This window comes from Mycolicibacterium sp. XJ662 (genome assembly GCF_053484035.1).
In genome coordinates, this window is sequence record NZ_JBEFTL010000001.1 from 350,307 (window position 1) to 367,927 (window position 17,621).

Sequence of the window (17,621 nt, forward strand, 5' to 3'; positions counted from 1 at the left end):
GCGACGCGACGCATCCGAGCGGTCGCTCGCTGTGGGCGGCGCCATGAAAGGAATCATCCTCGCGGGTGGCTCCGGCACGCGATTGCATCCGATCACGCTCGGCGTGTCCAAGCAGCTGATCCCCGTGTACGACAAGCCGATGATCTACTACCCGCTCTCCACGCTGATGTTGGCCGGTATCCGCGACATCCTGGTGATCACGACGCCGCACGACGCGGAGAGTTTCGAGCGTCTGCTCGGTGACGGATCGCGGTTCGGGATCTCGATCACCTTCGCCCAACAACCCTCACCGGACGGGCTCGCCCAAGCCTTCACCATCGGCGAGGAATTCATCGGAACCGACAAGGTGGCGCTGATCCTCGGGGACAACCTCCTGTACGGGCCGGGCATGGGCACCCAACTGAGGCGCTTCGACGACGTCGACGGCGGAACGATATTCGCTTACTGGGTGAGCGAACCGTCCGCCTACGGCGTCGTGGAATTCGATGCCACCGGGACGGTGGTGTCACTGGAGGAAAAGCCCAAACAACCCAAGAGCAATTACGCGGTGCCGGGGCTGTACTTCTACGACAACGATGTCGTGGCGATCGCGAAGGACCTCGCCCCGAGCGATCGTGGTGAATACGAGATCACCGACGTCAACCGTGCCTACCTCGAGCAGGGTCGGCTGCGCGTGCAAGTGCTGCCACGCGGAACCGCATGGCTGGACACCGGGACCTTCGACCAGATGACCGACGCCGCCGACTTTGTGCGCACGATGGAGCGGCGCACCGGCTTGAAGATCGGGGTGCCCGAAGAAATCGCCTGGCGGCAGGGCTTTCTCACCGACGACGAGCTGTATGAGCACGCCACGACACTGGTCAAGTCGGGCTACGGAAACTATCTGTTGGATCTGCTCGAAAGAGGTTTTTAGTGGCTCGGCTTCTCGTCACCGGCGGCGCGGGCTTTATCGGATCCAACTTTGTGCATTACGTGATCGACCACACCGACCATCACGTCACGGTGCTCGACAAGCTCACCTATGCAGGCAATCTGGCGTCGTTGTCTGGTCTGCCCGAGTCACGGTTGACGTTCGTCCGCGGCGATGTCGCCGATGCGGAGCTCGTCGATGAGCTGGTGGCGTCTGTCGATACGGTGGTGCACTACGCCGCGGAGTCGCACAACGACAATTCGCTGAGCTTTCCCGAGCCGTTCGTACGCACCAATGTGATCGGTACCTTCACCCTTCTCGAAGCGGTGCGCAAGCACGGCGTCCGGCTTCACCACGTCTCCACCGACGAGGTGTACGGCGACCTGGCGCTCGACGATCCGGCGCGGTTCACCGAATCCAGTTCGTACCACCCCTCTTCGCCGTACTCCTCGACGAAGGCCGGCAGCGACATGTTGGTCCGGGCGTGGGTCCGGTCGTATGGAGTGGCGGCGACCATATCGAACTGCTCCAACAACTACGGCCCGTACCAGCACGTCGAGAAGTTCGTGCCGCGGCAGATCACCAACATCTTGTGGGGTATTCGGCCCAAGCTGTACGGCGATGGGCGCAACGTGCGCGACTGGATCCATGCCGACGATCACTCGTCGGCGGTGCTGCAGATCTTGGAAACGGGCCGGGTCGGAGAAACCTATCTCATCGGCGCCGACGGAGAGAAGGACAACAAGACCGTCGTCGAACTGATCCTGACCATGATGGGACAGGATCCCGATGCCTACGACAACGTCGCCGACCGCACTGGTCACGATCTGCGGTACGCAATCGACTCGACGAAACTTCGCACGGAACTCGGGTGGCGCCCACGGTACGCAGACTTCGAGGAAGGTCTGTCTGCGACTATTGACTGGTATCGCAATCACGAAGACTGGTGGGCACCCGCCAAGGAAGCCACCGAAGCGTTTTACGCCCAACTCGGGCAATGACGGAGAAGCCAAGCAATGACGGAGTACGGCAAGACGTTGGGCGCCACGGATACCTCCATTCCGGGGCTGACCGTTTGGCAGCTACCCGTGCACGGCGACAACCGCGGCTGGTTCAAGGAGAACTGGCAGCGCGCGAAGATGGTCGATGCCGGAATGCCGGATTTCGGGCCGGTGCAACACAACATCGCGTTCAATGAGTCGCTGGGTACGACGCGCGGTATCCATGCCGAGCCGTGGGACAAGTTCGTTTCGGTTGCGGCCGGGCGGGCTTTCGGTGCCTGGGTCGATCTGCGTGCCGGCGCAACGTTTGGTGCGGTGTTCACCGTCGAACTCGACCCATCACGCGCCGTTTTTGTGCCGCGCGGGGTGGGCAATGCGTACCAAACCCTCGAGCCGAACACCGTCTACTCCTACCTCGTCAACGACCACTACTCCCCCGACGCGAACTACACCTCGGTGCATCCCGGCGATGAGCGCGTCGCCATCGACTGGCCAATTCCGTTGGACCAAGCCGTGTTGTCAGCCAAGGACCGGGCCCAGCCGCGCCTGGCAGAAGTCGAACCCATTGCGCCGCGTAAGACCCTGATCGTCGGCGCCGACGGACAACTGGGCCGCGCATTGCGCCATGCGTACGCCGACGCGACCTCCGTCGAGTTCGCCGGGCGCGCCGATCTCGACCTCGCTGCCGGTGACCTCGCTTCCGCCCGTGCTTGGCGCGAGTACGACACGGTCATCAACGCCGCGGCCTACACCAACGTCGACGCGGCCGAGACCGCGGAAGGCCGTGCCGCGGCGTGGGCTACCAACGTCACCGGTGTGGCGGCCCTGGTGCGGGTCGCCGCTGAGCATGGCATCACCGTCGTGCATATCTCCAGTGACTACGTGTTCGACGGCACGAGCACGACGCCGTACCGAGAGGACCACCCGCCTGCGCCTCTGGGCGTGTACGGACAGACCAAGGCCGCCGGCGATCAGCTCGTGGCCACGCTTCCGCGTCACTACATCCTGCGCACGTCGTGGGTGATCGGCGACGGGCGAAACTTCGTACGCACCATGTTGTCGCTGGCCAACAACGACGTGAACCCGTCGGTCGTCGACGATCAGTTCGGACGCTTGACGTTCACCTCGGAGCTGGCCCGGGCGATCCGACACGTCACCGACACCCGCGCACCCTATGGCACCTACAACGTGACGGGATCCGGTTCGGTTCGGTCATGGGCGCAGATCGCGCAACGCACATTCGACGTCGCCGGCCATGACCCGAGTCGGGTGACCGGCGTTTCCACCGCCGAGTACTTCGCCCAAGCCAAGGGACCCGTGGCTCCGCGCCCGGCCAACAGCGTTCTGGACCTGACGAAGATCGAGTCCACCGGCTTCGTTCCCGTCGACGCCGACGAGACGCTGACGAACTACGTCGAACTCCATGCCCGCGAAAGCCACCATCTGACGAGCCCTTGATCGCCCCCTGCGCCGGACCGGCTCCAGATTCGAACCCAACACAAAAGCTTCAAATAGCAAATAGTTGGCGCCGTTAATAAAGACCCCGGCAACTATAGGACGGGGATACACCTAGCCGGTAAAGTGTCACGAATGGCTGCCAGGCACTCTGCGGCAAAACGCGCCGCCAGCAGCGCTAAACGCCGCCGTGGCCGTCACCGTGAGCAGCAACGTCAGAGTGAGGTTGCGCTTTGGCTCGGTACCGGTGCAGTTGCCATCGGGGTATGCGCCGGGATGGCGGCAGGGACCGGAGTTGCCCACGCCGACACCTCCGGCAGTGATTCCGCATCAGCCAGTGACAGCAAATCTGATGGGCAGAGCACCGCCGATGGCGACGACTCAAACGGTCGTGACACTGCCGCCACCATGCGTAACGCGACCGTCGCGGAGAGCCTCGACGACTCCAGCTTCGACGACGTCGACAGCAGTTTGGAGCCCGCCGACGAGGAGGACGATCTCGCCGAGTTAGACGATGAGGACTTCGCCGAAGAAGACCTCGGAGAAGACCTGGACGACGAAGACGACGCCACAGACGAAGAACTTGAAGACGAAGAACTTGAAGACGACGAACCGTTAGAGGACGACGTCACCGGCGTCGGCATCACCGACGACCCCGCACCAGAAAACCCGACCGAGAACGCTCCCACGATCGAAGCCGCTACCGAGGACGACGTCGCCGAGGAGAGCCCCGCGGAGCCCACGGCCACGACCGTCGATCTGGTCACCGCCAGCGACGAATGGCTTTCTCCGTATGGAGTGTCCCTCTCCTCCTGGCTAAGCGAACGCCAGGTAGACGGGGCTTCCTCACCGGGCACCCTCGCGGGACCAGTAATCACCCCGTTCGCCGGCGAGTTCGACTTCATCATCGATTTTCCCGGCGTGCTGGCTTCCCTCATCGCCCAGACCCAAGCCGCCATCGCACCGCTCGGCATTCTCAGCTTCCCGGTCCACATCACCCTCCAGGAAGCCATCATTGCCGTGGCCACCAACGAGTGGCGAGGCCGAGCGCTCATCGGCCACGGTGCGGACGGCACCGCGGACAGCCCCGACGGAAAGCCAGGTGGCTGGCTGTTCGGCAACGGCGGCGACGGCTATTCCCCGCCCGCGGGCTCCGGCCAGAACGGCGGCAACGGTGGGGCCTCGGGGTTCATCGGCAACGGCGGCAACGGCGGCGACGGTGCATCCGGCGGCACTTTTGTGGGGATCCCTCCCGCCGGCGGTAAAGGCGGCAACGGTGGGCACGCGTTCCTGTGGGGCAGCGGCGGCAACGGCGGTCGCGGCGGTGACGGCGGTTGGAACTTGACCGGCACCTTACAGGGAGGCGGTGGTAACGGCGGGAACGGTGGTAACGGCGGATTTTTCACCGGCAACGGCGGGGCCGGCGGCCGGGGTGGCGACGGCGGCTCGGGTGGTAACGGCGGCAACGGCGGTCACGTGCTGAGCTTCGCGCTCGGCCACTTCAACCCGTTCTACGTACCCGGAACCGTGATGGGCGGTGACGGTGGCGATGGCGGCAACGGTTCGACTGGCACCGGCGGCAACGGCGGCAACGGCGGCATCGCCCTCAACTTCGAGTACCCGCCCGTGAGCGCCCTACTGAATGTCGTCGCGTTCATCTTCCCCACTAACGGTGAGCCGATGCGGGCGATCGGCGGGGCGGGCGGCAATGGCGGCAACACCGGCAGCATCCTTCTTTCCGGCGGCACCGGCGGCAGCGGCGGCAACGCGTACTCCCTGCTGGCCGATGCAACCGATATCCCCGGCGCGGCCATCGGCGGCAGGGGCGGTGACGGAGGCACCAACGGCCTCGGGTTACGCGCCAACGGCGGTTCCGGCGGCGACGCTTACGCGTTCGATCTCCGAACCCCCGGGCAGCCTGGTGCCGGCGGGAGTTGTGTCCTCGGTATAGGCGTCTGCCCCGGCAGCACAGGAACCCCGCCCATCCTGCTCACCGGCCTGATCGACCTCATCCGGCTTGTTGTCGGCGGCCTCAATTAGCCGCCTATCGCACTAAACCGCTGTAACACAAGGAATTAGCGAAGTCCGACCGCGCAGCGAGGCGTTTCCCGCATTTGCGCATATCTCAGTATTCGAGTTACCGGTACTGGCGGTACCGCCGGTGTAAGGTGATGCCCCGTAGGGGGAGCATTAATGAAAAATTTCGTGTGCGAAAGTTTGCACCAATTGCAGCGGCAGATTCCGGCTGCGGGATTTCGGGTACCGAGACGTTATGTCGCGTGATGTAGGCGCAACTGACAGCTACGAGTTCGAAGTGGCTGTGGGCGCGGCGGCGCAGGAGGCGGTCTGGAAAACCCCGCATCCGCTGACCCACCAACTGGCAGAGGACGACCCACGGCGGGAGAAGTACCTGCGTGAGTACCAGTCCTCGGTGGGGCGTCAGGTCCTTGACGCGATCGCTCGCCTGAAAAACGGCAACGCCTGCCAGCGACGCTGAACGCCCCCGCCGACTAACGCTGGTTGCGCGGCTGCCACACCACCAACGCGGTGCTCTTGGCCCGCGGCTGCGCCCGCAGCTCCTCGAGCTCGCGCGTCAACTCCTTGACCCGCGACTGCAGCGCCTCGACCTGGTTGGTCAACTGGATGATGCGCTTGATCCCCGCGAGGTTCACACCCTCGTCCTGAGAAAGGCGCTGCACTTCCCGCAGCAAGTCAACGTCGTGCTGCGAGTAGCGCCTGCCGCCACCGGCCGTGCGCTGCGGACGCACCAGACCCAGCCGGTCGTAGGTACGCAGCGTCTGCGCATGCATACCCGCCAACTCGGCGGCGACCGAAATCAGGAACGTGCGCGCGTCATCGTTGGAACGCTTCGCCGCCATCACGCACCTGCCCATCCTGCCCGCGGGTCAAACCCGCTGGCCCGCTCGGCCTTGGCGTATGCCTCCAGCGCCTCGGCCGCCTCGCCCTGCAGGTTCGGCGGCACCGCCACCTTGACCGTGACGAGCAGGTCGCCGTGGCCACCGGAACGCTTGGGCACCCCACGTCCGCGCACCCGCAGGATCCGTCCGTCCGACGTTCCCTTGGGCACCCGCACGCCGACCTTACCCTCCAGAGTTGGCACCGAAAGCGTTGTGCCCAGTGCTAATTCATGAAAGCTCACCGGTACGGTGACGGTCAGGTCGTCGCCCTTGCGACCGAAAACCGTGTCCGGGCGCACATGGACGGTCACGTACAGGTCGCCCGACGGCGCACCGCGTAGCCCGGCCTCACCCTGTCCGGCCAGCCGGATCCGTTGCCCGTCCTCGACGCCCGGCGGGATCCGCACATTGATCGTGCGGGTCCGGGTGGTGACACCGGTGCCCTTGCACTCCTGACACGGGTGCTCGATGATCGAGCCGCTGCCCCGGCATTCCGTACACGGTTCGGAAAACCCGAACGCGCCCTGGTTGCGGCTGATCACGCCGGCCCCGTTGCAGTTCGGACACACCTTCGGGCTGGTGCCCGGACGTGCGCCGCTGCCATGACAATTCGTGCACGGCGCGGGGCTGGTGAGGCGCAGCGGCATCGCGACGCCCTTGGTCGCCTCGAGGAACGACAGTTCGGTCTCGGTCTCCAGGTCGTTGCCGCGCCGCGGCCGGCTCGGCCGGGGCTGCTGTGCGCCCCGCCCGAACAGACCGCCGAACAGGTCGCCGATGTTCGCACCACCGGTCTGACCGGCCGCATCGAACAAGTCGTTCAGGTTGAACTCGACACCGTCAGAGCCGTAGCCACCACCGAACCCGCCGAAACCGCCGCCACCGCCGCCGCCGAACCGGCCACGACCGAAGCCACCGTTGGCGAAAAGCCTTCGGGTCTCGTCGTATTCCTTACGTTTGGCCGGGTCGGTCAGCACCTCTTTGGCTTCCGAAACGGCTTTGTACCGTTCCTCTGCCGCCGAGTTGCCCGGGTTTCGGTCGGGATGGTTTTCGGCGAGCAGCTTGCGCGCCGCCCGCTTGATCTCCTGGTCGCTGGCGTCAGAGGAGACGCCGAGCTCGGAGTAGAAGTCCTTCTCGACCCATTCACGCTGGGCCATGTCGCGTCACCTCCTTACCATTTGCCTAGTCGCTATTAGGATTCTGCTGCCTTCTCGTCCGATTCGTCGGTGTTATCCGACGTGTCGGCGGATTCGGGAATGGTGTCGACGACACCGACCATGGCGTGGCGTAGCACGAAATCTCCGACCCGGTAGCCGCGCCGCATCACGGTTCCCACGACGGGATGGGTGCCGTCGCCCTCGTGCTGAACGGCTTCGTGCAGCTCGGGATCGAAATCGTCGCCCTCGTCACCGAAGGCCGAAAGACCAAGCCCCTCAAGGATGCCGGTCAGCTTGTCAGCGACCGCCTTGAACGGCCCGGACTCCAGGTCACCGTGGCTGCGCGCCCGGTCCAGGTCGTCGAGCACCGGCAACAGCTCGGTGAGGACGGTGGCCTTGGACCGCTCGGCGATGACCTGCTGGTCACGCAGCGTGCGCTTGCGGTAATTGTCGTACTCGGCCTTTACCCGCTGAAGTGTGGATTTCAGCTCGGTGACTTCCTGCGGCGAACCCCCGGCTTCCGGCGCCGGCTCACTAGGAGCCGGCCCGGTCGCCTGTTCACGTACTTCGCCAGTGTCGGGGTCGATACGCCGCTTGTCGGTGACAGTCACCGGCTCGTGCGAATCGTTCTGGCTCACTTGTTCTCCTGGTCCTCGTCGACAACCTCGGCGTCCACCACATCGTCAGCCGACGAGCCCGTGGCGCCAGCGTCGGCGGTGCCGCCGCCTGCGGCCTGTTCGGCCTGGGTCGCCTCGTAGATCGCCTGGCCGAGCGCCTGGCTTTCGACGCCCAGCTGTTCCATCGCGGACTTGATCGCAGCGATATCGGTGCCTTCCAGCGCCTTCTTCGCGTCGGCGATCGCGCCGTCGACCTTGCTCAACGTGTCCTCGGGGACCTTGGATCCGCCTTCGGCCTCGCGTTGCTCCTTGACGAACTTCTCCGTCTGGTACACCAGCGACTCGGCCTGGTTGCGGACGTCGGCCTCCTCACGGCGCTTGCGGTCCTCCTCGGCATGGGCCTCGGCATCCTTGACCATCCGGTCGATCTCCTCCTTGGAGATACCGGAGCCTTCCTGGATGCGGATGGTGTTCTCCTTGCCGGTGCCCTTGTCCTTGGCGGTGACGTGCACGATGCCGTTGGCGTCGATGTCGAACGTCACCTCGATCTGGGGCACACCGCGCGGCGCCGGCGGAATACCGGTCAGCTCGAAGCTGCCGAGCAGCTTGTTGTGCGCGGCGATCTCACGCTCACCCTGGTACACCTGGATCTGCACCGACGGCTGGTTGTCGTCGGCGGTGGTGAACGTCTCCGACCGCTTGGTCGGGATCGTGGTGTTGCGCTCGATCAGCTTGGTCATCACGCCGCCCTTGGTCTCGATACCAAGCGACAACGGCGTAACGTCCAGCAGCAGAACGTCTTTCACCTCACCCTTGAGCACACCGGCTTGCAGCGCGGCGCCCACCGCGACAACCTCGTCCGGGTTGACACCCTTGTTGGGCTCCTTGCCGCCGGTCATCTCCTTGACCAGATCCGAGACGGCGGGCATCCGGGTGGAGCCGCCGACCAGCACGACGTGGTCGATGTCGGACACCGAGATGCCGGCGTCCTTGATCACCGACTGGAACGGCTTGCGGGCCCGGTCCAGCAGATCCTGGGTGATGCGCTGGAACTCGGCACGGCTGAGCTGTTCGTCGAGGAACAGCGGGTTCTTGTCCGCGTCGACGGTGATGTAGGGCAGGTTGATCGACGTCTGCTGGCTCGAGCTCAGCTCGATCTTCGCCTTCTCCGCGGCCTCCCGCAGCCGCTGCATCGCCATCTTGTCCTTGGTCAGGTCGATGCCGGAGGTGCCCTTGAACTTCTCGACCAGCCATTCGACGATGCGGTCGTCCCAGTCGTCGCCACCGAGGTGGTTGTCGCCGCTGGTGGCGCGCACCTCGACGACGCCCTCGCCGATTTCCAGCAGCGATACGTCGAACGTGCCGCCACCGAGGTCGAAGACCAGGATGGTCTGCTCACTCTGCCCCTTGTCCAGCCCGTAGGCCAGCGCCGCGGCGGTGGGCTCGTTGACGATGCGCAGCACGTTGAGACCGGCGATCTGGCCGGCGTCCTTTGTGGCCTGACGCTGGGAGTCGTTGAAGTAGGCGGGCACGGTGATCACCGCGTCGGTGATGTCCTCGCCCAGATAGGCTTCGGCGTCTCGCTTCAGCTTCATCAAGGTCCGCGCGCTGATTTCGGGCGCGCTGTACTTCTTGTCGTCGATCTCCACCGACCAGTCCGAGCCCATGTGGCGCTTGACCGATCTGATGGTCCGGTCGACGTTGGTCACCGCCTGGTTCTTGGCGGGCTGGCCGACCAGCACCTCGCCGTTGCGAGCGAACGCGACGACGGACGGCGTGGTGCGGGAGCCCTCGGAGTTCGCGACGACCACGGGGTCGCCACCCTCCAGTACCGCGACGACGGAGTTGGTGGTCCCGAGGTCGATTCCGACCGCACGAGCCATAGTGTTGCCTCCTGAAATAGTCCTGCTAGGGGTCACGAGTGCACTGCACTCATTCGGGCTGAGTGCACCGCACTCAAGACTGCTCCGACGGACCCCATCCTGTCAAACCAGACTTGAGCACACTGCACTCAACTGTCGACGGGTTCAACGGAGTGGATCGCCGCTTTGTTCCCGGCCTAGGCAGCTCTTACTCGAAACCGACGCAATGGCGGCTCCACGAGCCGCAATTCGACCATTGCGTCGGTTTCGCGGCCGTGCTCCTAGCATCGGAATATGTGCCAATACTGCGGATGCCGCGACATGCCGTTGATCCGCGATTACATCAGCGAGCACGCCGAGGTGCTCAACCTCGGCGGCGATGCGGTACGCGCGATCGACCGCGGCGATCTGCTGACCGCGCGCGAAAAGCTGGCCGCGATGGCCGACGAGCTGTTCTCGCACTTCAAGGGCGAGGAGAACGGCCTGTTCGCGGTCATGTCCACCGACGACCTGTTCGCCGAGCACATCGACCCGCTGGTGCGCGAGCACCGCGAACTCGAGGAACTGCTCGCCACCGTGGATATCTCCCGCCCCGAGGGTCAGCAGGCCATCCGCGACGCGGTGGAGCACCTCTTCGAGCACACCCGAAAGGAAGAAGACGGGCTCTTCCCCGCGGCGCTGACGTCGCTGGACGGTGACCAGTGGGACGCCGCGATCCAGGCCTGGCACGACGCCCACCCGGGGCGGGAGATGGTGCGCTGGGCCTGACCGCCCGAGCCGAGGCGGCCAGGACCGACGCGGATCAGCGCACCGGCGGCGGGTTCACCCCGAACGGCTCGGGGTTGCGGCACGCCAGGTACTCGGGCCGCGGACGTGGCGCCGCGAACGGTTCGGTGAGCGCGTTGTCGACCGAGTTGAACACCAGGAAGACGTTCGACCGCGGCAGCGGCGTGATGTTCGATGCGGAGCCGTGTAACAGGTTGCAGTCGAACCAGACCGCCGTCCCGGCGGGCCCGGTGAGCTGGTCGATGCCGTACTCGGCGGCGGCCTTGGTCAGCGCGTCCTGATCGGGCACACCGGTTTCCTGCCGCACGAGCGATGAGGCGTGGTGGTTGTCCGGCGTGGCGCCGACACACGGATAGAACACCTCATGAGATCCCGGCATCACCATCAACGGGCCGTTGTAGGGATGGTTGTCGGTCAACGCGATCGAACACGAAACCGCGCGCATGAGGGGCATTCCGTCCTCCGCGTGCCAGGTTTCGAAATCCGAATGCCAGTAGAACCCGGTACCGGTGAACCCCGGCATCATGTTGATCCGGGCCTGGTGGATGTAGACATCGCTGCCGAGCAACTGCCGCGCCACCGGTATCACGGTCTCCAGCCCGACGACCTCCGCGACGAGGTCGCTGATCAGGTGGGGCTCAAACACCGAGCGGATACTGCCCCCGCCCGGCTCGTAGATCACCCGCGGGTCGTCGCGGTCGAGTTCGGCACCCATCCGCTCGAGTTCCTGGCGCAGCGGCGGCAGCCAGTCCTCGCCGAGCGTGCGCGGCCGCACCATATAGCCCGCCCGCGCGAAGGCGTCCAACGCCTCCTTGGCGAGCGGGCCGTCGTGCGGGCCGCCCCACACCGTCGGCTCTTCCCGAGGAATCGGTGAAATCGCATGGCCCAACCGCGTCGGATACCGGTCGCGGACGCGCGGCATCGTCACGGTACTCATGCTATCTGCGGTGGCGGATAAGCGCCCGTCTCGTCGTGGACCTCGAGGCCGGTCACCGGCGGATTGAAGACGCACAGCATCCTGAGCTGTTCGTCGCAGGTGACCCGGTGCCGTTCGTGGCCGTCGAGCAGATACATCGTCCCCGGGGCCAAGACATACTTCTCCCCGGTCTCGAGGTTGGTCAACGAACCGCTGCCTTCGACGACCCACACCGCCTCGACGTGGTGTTGGTAGTGGAATTCGCTGACCGAGTTCGCGTTAATGGTGGTCTCGTGAAACGAGAAACCCACACCGTCACCGGCGAGGATGATCCGCTTGGACCTCCACGCACCGTCTGAAACGTCACGTTCGGTGCCGGTGATTTCTGCGGTAGTACGCACAATCATGGATCGAACACTTTCTATGCAGTGACCGTCGCATCGACAGCCTCGGCGAGGATGTCCATGCCGGTCTCGAGATCTTCCTGCGAAATGGTAAGCGGTGGGAGAAGTTTGACCACTTCGTCCGAGGGGCCGCTGGTCTCCATCAGCGCACCGCGGTCGAACGCGGCGCGGCACACCGCGGAGGCCAGCTCGGTGTCCTCGAACTTCAGCCCCTGCGCCATTCCCCGGCCCCGAGCGGAGACGCCGTCGTGCGCGGCAGCGATCTCTTCGAGACGCTTACGCATGAACTTGCCCTTTTTCACCGTTTCGTCGGTGAAATCTGAACTCTGCCAGAAGGACTTGAGCGCATGCGTGGCGGTGATGAACGCCGGGTTGTGGCCGCGGAAGGTGCCGTTGTGCTCACCGGGAGCCCAAACATCCAGATCACGGCGGAACAGCGTCAGCGCCATGGGCAGCCCGTAGCCGCTGATCGATTTCGACAGCGTCACGATGTCGGGGGTGATGCCGGCCTCTTCGAAGCTGAAGAACGGACCCGTTCGGCCGCAACCCATCTGGACGTCGTCGACGATCAGCAGGATGTCGCGCTCGCGGCACAGCTTTTCCAGCGCCTGCAGCCATTCGATGCGGGCGACGTTGAGCCCACCTTCGCCCTGCACGGTTTCGACGATCACCGCGGCCGGCCGGTTGAGCCCGCTACCCGAGTCGTCGAGAACACGCTCGAACCAGTGGAAGTCCTCGGTGACGCCGTCGAAGTAGTTGTCGTACGGCATCGGGGTCGCATGCACCAGGGGGATACCCGCGCCGGCACGCTTCATCGAGTTGCCGGTCACCGAAAGCGCACCCAGCGTCATCCCGTGAAAAGCGTTGGTGAAGCTGATGATCGATTCGCGCCCGGTCACCTTCCTGGCCAGCTTCAGCGCCGCCTCGACCGAGTTGGCGCCGGTCGGCCCCGGAAACTGCACCTTGTAGTCCAGTTTGCGCGGCTTCAGGATCACGCGGTCAAACGTTTCCAGGAAGTCCGTTTTCGCGGACGTGGCGACGTCCAGGGAATGCACGATTCCGTCGGACGCGAGATAGTCCAGAAGGGGCTTTTTGAGCACCGGGTTGTTGTGCCCGTAGTTCAATGCTCCTGCGCCGGCGAAGAAGTCGAGATACCGGCGACCGGACGTATCGGTAACCCAGGAACCCTGAGCGCGCTCGATGACCGCCGGCCAACCGCGGCAGTAGCTGCGCACCTCCGATTCCACCGAGCTATAGATATCGGGAAGCTCGGATTCGGACAGGGGGGTCAATATTGCGAGCGACATACAGTCAATCCTCAGTTTCAGATAATCAGTTTACTTTTCGTCGGACATTTCGTTCGGTAGCGCAGCCGTGATCGGTCCGATCCGTAGCAACGGCTCTTCTTCGTGCTCGCCATCAGCGGCGAGCAGCTCGGAGCTGAAGTGCGGACTCTCGGTCAGCGGCACCCCGTGGCGTCGGGCGAACGCACCGAAGAACGCTCGCGACGCCGAGTTGCTTGGCGCGACGGTGGTCTCCACGGTGACGGGGTGGCCACAACGATCACTGCGCACGCGGTGCACCAGGGCGTCGAGCATGGCGCTGGCCAAACCCTGACCCCGGGCGGCATCAGAGACCGCCACCTGCCAGACGAACAACACATCCGGTCGGGCCGGCGGGTGATAGCCGGTGATGAGCCCGCAGAGTTTGCCGGCGCGATCCGCCACGATTGAGGTATCCGCGAAATCCGTCGCCAGCAACAGGTAGGCGTACGACGAATTGAGATCCAGCACGCCGGTGGCAGCAACTAATCGATGCATTGCGAGCGCATCTGCAGCCACCGGTGAACGCAGCGAATCTGCCCACGCATGAGGGGCACGATTTAGAGCGGACATAACCAGTTAGCAGTCACCACCGAGCAGTTGTCGACCATCGTCAGTTCAGTTCATCGGTGAACCGACCGTAAGGCAGCCTCACTAGCCGATCAAGCTCGACGACCGGCCAAATTGGCCCCCAGAACGTCCCCTCCACCCCGCAAACCTGCGCAAACACGAACCCGGAGCGTGCCGCGCGACGCAGCACGGCTGTTATCGAATTGTTACCAAAACCCCGGCATCGGGTGAGCTGCGCCACTTCGCCGCTCTAGGCTGACGCTCGTGAACTCTCTGGCGAATTTCCGGGTCTTTGTCGAACCGCAACAAGGTGCCTCCTACGCCGACCAACTAGCGGTCGCCCGCGCCACCGAACAACTCGGCTACTCGGCGTTCTTCCGGTCAGACCACTACGTCGCGATGAGCGGTGAGGGTTTGCCCGGCCCCACCGATTCCTGGGTCACACTGGCCGGCATCGCGCGCGAGACGTCTTCGATCCGGCTGGGCACCTTGGTCACCTCGGCGACGTTCCGCTATCCGGGCCCGCTGGCCGTCTCCGTCGCCCAGGTCGACGACATGAGCGGCGGACGAGTCGAACTCGGTCTGGGTGCCGGCTGGTTCGAGGCCGAGCACACCGGCTATGCGATCCCGTTCCCGTCTGTCGGCGAGCGGTTCGACCGGCTTACCGAACAGCTACGCATCCTCACCGGGCTGTGGACGACGCCGCCCGGCGAGACGTTCGACTTCTCGGGCACCCACTACGCCGTGACCAAGTCACCCGCGCTTCCCAAACCCGTGCAGTCGCCGCACCCGCCGATCATCATCGGCGGCACCGGTGCCAAGCGCACCCCGCAGTTGGCCGCGGAATACGCCGCGGAGTTCAACGTGCCGTTCGTCCCCCTTGACGTGGCCAAGACCCAGATCAAGCGGGTCGGTGCGGCGCTGGCCGAGGCCGGACGCTCCGTCGACTCGATGACGTTCTCGGCGGCGTTCGTGATCTGCGCGGGTCGCGACGAGGCCGAGATCGCCCGGCGCGCAGCCGCGATCGGCCGCGAGGTCGACGAGTTGCGCAGCAACTCCCCGCTGGTGGGCACGCCCGCCGAGATCGCCGACAAGCTCGCCGGCTATACCGATGCCGGTATCCAGCGCGTTTACCTGCAGCTTCTGGACATGTCCGACCTCGATCACCTGGAGTTCTTCGCCCGCGAAGTCGTTCCTGCGCTGCGCTGAGCGCGCGCCGTTGGAGCGCTCCGCGGCTACGATGCGTCCCGTGACCCGCCGGGACGACGATCGCGACGACGGGCAGCCCTGGCACAACCGCACGCCCAGCCTCGTCGGTGCGAGCATCGCCGCGCTCGCGGTGATCGCCGTCTTGGTCCTCGCCGCGACGGCGATGGCCCGCCAGTTCAGCGCGCCCGAACAGGCTCCGCTCAACTTCGTCGAACCCACCTATTCGGCGCCGGCCACCCGGTCGGCCGCCCCGACCGTCACCACCCAGACGGTCACCACCACGAGCCCGCCGCAGACCACCGACCTGTCGGCGCTCGAGACCACTTCGGAAACCACGACGGAAACCGAGACCTCCAGCGCCGAGCCGACCGTCGAGACCGACGACGAAGAGGAGTCGACGGAGACCAGTACCCGGCGCAAGCCGCGCACAAATGTGACGCGCACGCTCTATCCGCTGCCCTGAGCGCCTACTATCGGTGGCCGTGGCGCGATACGGACCTCCAAACGACCCGAACGACCCGAACTACCCCGACGACTCACCGACGGAGTACTACGGCACGCCGCCCGAGGAGCCGACGCCGTGGTACCGCAAGCCGGCCGCGCTGGTGGCGCTCGGCGCGCTGGGCGCGGTGGTGATCGCGCTGATCGTGTGGGGGCTGGCCCAGCTGATCGCCGGCGGTGACGAACCGACCGATTCCGAAACCTTGACCCCGCTCACCACCACGACGAGGTCGGTCGTGACGACCGTGCCGACGCGCGAAACCGTCACGGAGACAGTCACTCCGACCACCACACCGCCGCCGCAAACGACGACCACTACGACGACGACCCCACCGACCACAACCACCACCACCGAGCCGACCACCAGCGTCAGCACCAGCACCGAAACGGTGACCCAGACCGAGACCGTCACCGCGCCACCCGACGACCAGAACTGAGCCAGCCGTTACCGTCCGCGCGCGGCGTATTCGGCCACCAACGCCTCCGCGCTGCGCACCGCCGCGCGGCACGCCCGCGTGGTGAACGGGTCGTTGAGCGGATGCTCGGCACGTCGGCGCCAGCGCTGCGTCGCCGCGAACGCCGCCCTCGGGCCGTCGTAGGGTGCGTCGGGCTGTAGCCCGAGCCTGCTGGCGGCGTCGGTGCCCGAGCCGCCGATGATCCGTCGCAGCGATGCCATCTCGTCGTCGTTCAATGTCGTTGGCCGCGAATGTAATTGGGAGAGCAACCGAAGCTCTTCGAAGGCATGGGTGTCGGCGAGAAGCGGGTCGATGTCGGCGAGAATGTAGGGCGTGGCGTAGATCGGGTTCACCTCGACGAACCGCCGCAGCGACAGCAGTGCGGTATGAGCCTTGAGCAGATCCGAACGCTGCGCGAACTGTTGGTCGATGACCTCGCGCAACGACACCAGGCCGCTGCGCTCCAGCAGTTCGTCGGCCAAACCCACGGAATCGGTGACGCCGGCACGCAATACCGCGATCGAGATTCGGATCCCGAACATCCCGAACCGGTCCAGCAGCGCCGCGCGGGTGGCCGCATCGACCGGTAGCGAGATGTCCTCGCGCACGAACCGGTCCACCGACAACATCGCCTTGGTGAGCTCGGCGGCGTCTACCCCGGCGAGCTTTTCGAGCGCGACGAACTCGCTTTGCCGCAGCGTGCGGGCGGTCAGCGCGAGCAGACCCGACACCGGGACCACCGCCTGACAGATCCCGGTCCTGTCCATCTCGCTGGTGAACCGGGTCGCCACATCCTTGGCCGACAGCATCGCGTCGATGCGTCCGGCGCCGATCTCGTCGGCGCGCGACACCACGCCGATCACGCCGAGCGCCCCCGCCGAGCCCCCCACCAGCTCGCCGATCTGCTTGAGCAGCGCGATGTCTGGGGCATTGAGCGTGCGCAGCAGAAACACCACGGCGTCCACCCGCGGCACACCGTCGTCGGGCACCAACAGCCGCAGTGTGCGCTCGGAGACATCGCGGTTCAGCGACGACGTACCGGGCGTGTCGATGATCGTGGTGTCGATGAGTTCAGCCGCCGGCCATTCCACGTCGAGGTCCACGATGTCCTCGGCATCGAGCCTGGCGAAGTCGAACGTGAGACCGCCCGCCTCGGGGTCCCGCCCGATCGGCACGTTGGAGTGTCGACCGCCGACGTGGTTGGCGGTCACCTTCGGCGTGGGACCGTGCCGGAACCATGTCACGATGCGGGTGGCCTCGGTGGCGTCGGTAGGCGCAATGTCCTCTCCCACAAGGGCATTGACCAGAGTCGACTTCCCCGCCTTCAAAGTTCCGGCCAGCGCGATACGGATCGGCTGGTTGAGCCGGCGGCCGATGCGGTCCAACTCGTTGTGCACGTCGGGACGGTCCCGGTATGCGGGATCGGCGCGGTAGGCCTGCGTCGTCCCGGCCAGGATCGCGCGCACCTGATCACTCGTGCTCATCTCGCGCTACAGCTTAGGCAGTCGAGTGGCCACCTATGGCACGCCGTACGCGAGTTC

At 65.4% G+C, this 17,621-nt stretch carries 18 protein-coding genes; 9 read left to right on the forward strand and 9 right to left on the reverse strand.

The genetic code is table 11. The annotated features are described in order from the left end of the window. Window positions 1–43: 43 nt before the first annotated feature. The 5 genes from rfbA (at window position 44) to ABQE93_RS01675 (ending at window position 5,863) form a co-directional block, all read left to right on the forward strand. On the forward strand, window positions 44–913 hold the full coding sequence (gene rfbA, locus ABQE93_RS01655; protein WP_448405524.1) for a glucose-1-phosphate thymidylyltransferase RfbA: 870 nt from the start codon (window positions 44–46) through the stop codon (window positions 911–913). Beyond that, entirely contained in the window at window positions 913–1,911 is a 999-nt protein-coding gene (gene rfbB, locus ABQE93_RS01660; RefSeq protein ID WP_448405525.1) for a dTDP-glucose 4,6-dehydratase, read from the forward strand. The genes rfbA and rfbB overlap by 1 nt, the downstream gene beginning before the upstream one ends. 15 nt (window positions 1,912–1,926) lie before the next feature. After that, window positions 1,927–3,369, forward strand: a complete 1,443-nt coding sequence (locus ABQE93_RS01665) for a sugar nucleotide-binding protein (RefSeq protein WP_448405526.1) — start codon at window positions 1,927–1,929, stop codon at window positions 3,367–3,369. Window positions 3,370–3,501: 132 nt separating this feature from the next. Further along, complete coding sequence (locus ABQE93_RS01670; protein WP_448405527.1) at window positions 3,502–5,406, forward strand: PGRS repeat-containing protein; 1,905 nt, start codon at window positions 3,502–3,504, stop codon at window positions 5,404–5,406. A gap of 232 nt (window positions 5,407–5,638) precedes the next feature. Continuing rightward, entirely contained in the window at window positions 5,639–5,863 is a 225-nt protein-coding gene (locus tag ABQE93_RS01675) for a hypothetical protein (protein ID WP_448405528.1), read from the forward strand. Between the two features lie 13 nt (window positions 5,864–5,876). Here the strand turns inward: ABQE93_RS01675 and ABQE93_RS01680 are convergent, their stop codons facing one another. The 4 genes from ABQE93_RS01680 to dnaK are packed head-to-tail and all read right to left on the reverse strand — an operon-like array spanning window position 5,877 to window position 9,938. Next, a complete protein-coding gene (locus ABQE93_RS01680; protein ID WP_448405529.1) occupies window positions 5,877–6,245 on the reverse strand; it encodes a heat shock protein transcriptional repressor HspR in 369 nt (122 codons plus the stop codon). Further along, entirely contained in the window at window positions 6,245–7,438 is a 1,194-nt protein-coding gene (gene dnaJ, locus ABQE93_RS01685; protein ID WP_448405530.1) for a molecular chaperone DnaJ, read from the reverse strand. The genes ABQE93_RS01680 and dnaJ overlap by 1 nt, the downstream gene beginning before the upstream one ends. 35 nt (window positions 7,439–7,473) lie before the next feature. Then, the gene (grpE, locus tag ABQE93_RS01690) at window positions 7,474–8,076 is read right to left on the reverse strand and encodes a nucleotide exchange factor GrpE (RefSeq protein WP_448405532.1); all 603 of its coding nucleotides are present in this window, start codon (window positions 8,074–8,076) and stop codon (window positions 7,474–7,476) included. Beyond that, window positions 8,073–9,938 carry a molecular chaperone DnaK gene (dnaK, locus tag ABQE93_RS01695; RefSeq protein WP_448405533.1) on the reverse strand — a complete coding sequence of 622 codons (1,866 nt, stop codon included), beginning with the start codon at window positions 9,936–9,938 and terminating at the stop codon, window positions 8,073–8,075. Before dnaK ends, grpE begins: the two co-directional genes overlap by 4 nt. A 273-nt stretch (window positions 9,939–10,211) precedes the next feature. On the opposite strand from dnaK, the gene ABQE93_RS01700 reads away from it, so the two are divergent. After that, on the forward strand, window positions 10,212–10,685 hold the full coding sequence (locus ABQE93_RS01700) for a hemerythrin domain-containing protein (RefSeq protein WP_448405534.1): 474 nt from the start codon (window positions 10,212–10,214) through the stop codon (window positions 10,683–10,685). A 34-nt stretch (window positions 10,686–10,719) separates the two neighbouring features. On the opposite strand, the gene thpD is transcribed toward ABQE93_RS01700, so the two are convergent. Genes thpD through ectA form a run of 4 tightly spaced genes read right to left on the reverse strand, consistent with a single transcriptional unit; the run spans window position 10,720 to window position 13,918 of the window. Next, on the reverse strand, window positions 10,720–11,640 hold the full coding sequence (gene thpD / locus ABQE93_RS01705) for an ectoine hydroxylase (RefSeq protein ID WP_448405535.1): 921 nt from the start codon (window positions 11,638–11,640) through the stop codon (window positions 10,720–10,722). Continuing rightward, on the reverse strand, window positions 11,637–12,026 hold the full coding sequence (locus ABQE93_RS01710; RefSeq protein ID WP_448405536.1) for an ectoine synthase: 390 nt from the start codon (window positions 12,024–12,026) through the stop codon (window positions 11,637–11,639). Before ABQE93_RS01710 ends, thpD begins: the two co-directional genes overlap by 4 nt. A 14-nt stretch (window positions 12,027–12,040) precedes the next feature. Then, window positions 12,041–13,330 (reverse strand): diaminobutyrate--2-oxoglutarate transaminase, encoded by a 1,290-nt coding sequence (gene ectB / locus ABQE93_RS01715; RefSeq protein WP_448405537.1) that lies wholly within the window; start codon window positions 13,328–13,330, stop codon window positions 12,041–12,043. Window positions 13,331–13,360: 30 nt separating this feature from the next. Beyond that, the gene (ectA, locus tag ABQE93_RS01720; protein WP_448405538.1) at window positions 13,361–13,918 is read right to left on the reverse strand and encodes a diaminobutyrate acetyltransferase; all 558 of its coding nucleotides are present in this window, start codon (window positions 13,916–13,918) and stop codon (window positions 13,361–13,363) included. Between the two features lie 261 nt (window positions 13,919–14,179). Between ectA and ABQE93_RS01725 the strand changes: the two genes are divergently transcribed. Genes ABQE93_RS01725 through ABQE93_RS01735 form a run of 3 tightly spaced genes read left to right on the forward strand, consistent with a single transcriptional unit; the run spans window position 14,180 to window position 16,062 of the window. Beyond that, complete coding sequence (locus ABQE93_RS01725; protein ID WP_448405539.1) at window positions 14,180–15,124, forward strand: LLM class F420-dependent oxidoreductase; 945 nt, start codon at window positions 14,180–14,182, stop codon at window positions 15,122–15,124. Window positions 15,125–15,155: 31 nt separating this feature from the next. Beyond that, on the forward strand, window positions 15,156–15,587 hold the full coding sequence (locus ABQE93_RS01730) for a hypothetical protein (protein WP_448405540.1): 432 nt from the start codon (window positions 15,156–15,158) through the stop codon (window positions 15,585–15,587). Window positions 15,588–15,606: 19 nt separating this feature from the next. Further along, window positions 15,607–16,062, forward strand: coding sequence for a hypothetical protein (locus ABQE93_RS01735; protein ID WP_448405541.1), 456 nt, complete (start codon window positions 15,607–15,609; stop codon window positions 16,060–16,062). A gap of 8 nt (window positions 16,063–16,070) precedes the next feature. Here the strand turns inward: ABQE93_RS01735 and ABQE93_RS01740 are convergent, their stop codons facing one another. Further along, window positions 16,071–17,564 carry a dynamin family protein gene (locus tag ABQE93_RS01740; protein WP_448405542.1) on the reverse strand — a complete coding sequence of 498 codons (1,494 nt, stop codon included), beginning with the start codon at window positions 17,562–17,564 and terminating at the stop codon, window positions 16,071–16,073. Window positions 17,565–17,621: the final 57 nt, after the last annotated feature.

Bases quoted from the DNA above. Each gene is read 5' to 3' on its own strand.
- rfbA (WP_448405524.1), top strand. From the start codon at position 44: ATGAAAGGAATCATCCTCGCGGGTGGCTCCGGCACGCGATTGCATCCG.
- ABQE93_RS01665 (WP_448405526.1), top strand. From the start codon at position 1,927: ATGACGGAGTACGGCAAGACGTTGGGCGCCACGGATACCTCCATTCCG.
- ABQE93_RS01670 (WP_448405527.1), top strand. From the start codon at position 3,502: ATGGCTGCCAGGCACTCTGCGGCAAAACGCGCCGCCAGCAGCGCTAAA.
- ABQE93_RS01675 (WP_448405528.1), top strand. From the start codon at position 5,639: ATGTCGCGTGATGTAGGCGCAACTGACAGCTACGAGTTCGAAGTGGCT.
- ABQE93_RS01680 (WP_448405529.1), bottom strand. From the start codon at position 6,245: ATGGCGGCGAAGCGTTCCAACGATGACGCGCGCACGTTCCTGATTTCG.
- dnaJ (WP_448405530.1), bottom strand. From the start codon at position 7,438: ATGGCCCAGCGTGAATGGGTCGAGAAGGACTTCTACTCCGAGCTCGGC.
- dnaK (WP_448405533.1), bottom strand. From the start codon at position 9,938: ATGGCTCGTGCGGTCGGAATCGACCTCGGGACCACCAACTCCGTCGTC.
- ABQE93_RS01700 (WP_448405534.1), top strand. From the start codon at position 10,212: ATGTGCCAATACTGCGGATGCCGCGACATGCCGTTGATCCGCGATTAC.
- thpD (WP_448405535.1), bottom strand. From the start codon at position 11,640: ATGAGTACCGTGACGATGCCGCGCGTCCGCGACCGGTATCCGACGCGG.
- ABQE93_RS01710 (WP_448405536.1), bottom strand. From the start codon at position 12,026: ATGATTGTGCGTACTACCGCAGAAATCACCGGCACCGAACGTGACGTT.
- ectB (WP_448405537.1), bottom strand. From the start codon at position 13,330: ATGTCGCTCGCAATATTGACCCCCCTGTCCGAATCCGAGCTTCCCGAT.
- ectA (WP_448405538.1), bottom strand. From the start codon at position 13,918: ATGTCCGCTCTAAATCGTGCCCCTCATGCGTGGGCAGATTCGCTGCGT.
- ABQE93_RS01730 (WP_448405540.1), top strand. From the start codon at position 15,156: ATGCGTCCCGTGACCCGCCGGGACGACGATCGCGACGACGGGCAGCCC.
- ABQE93_RS01740 (WP_448405542.1), bottom strand. From the start codon at position 17,564: ATGAGCACGAGTGATCAGGTGCGCGCGATCCTGGCCGGGACGACGCAG.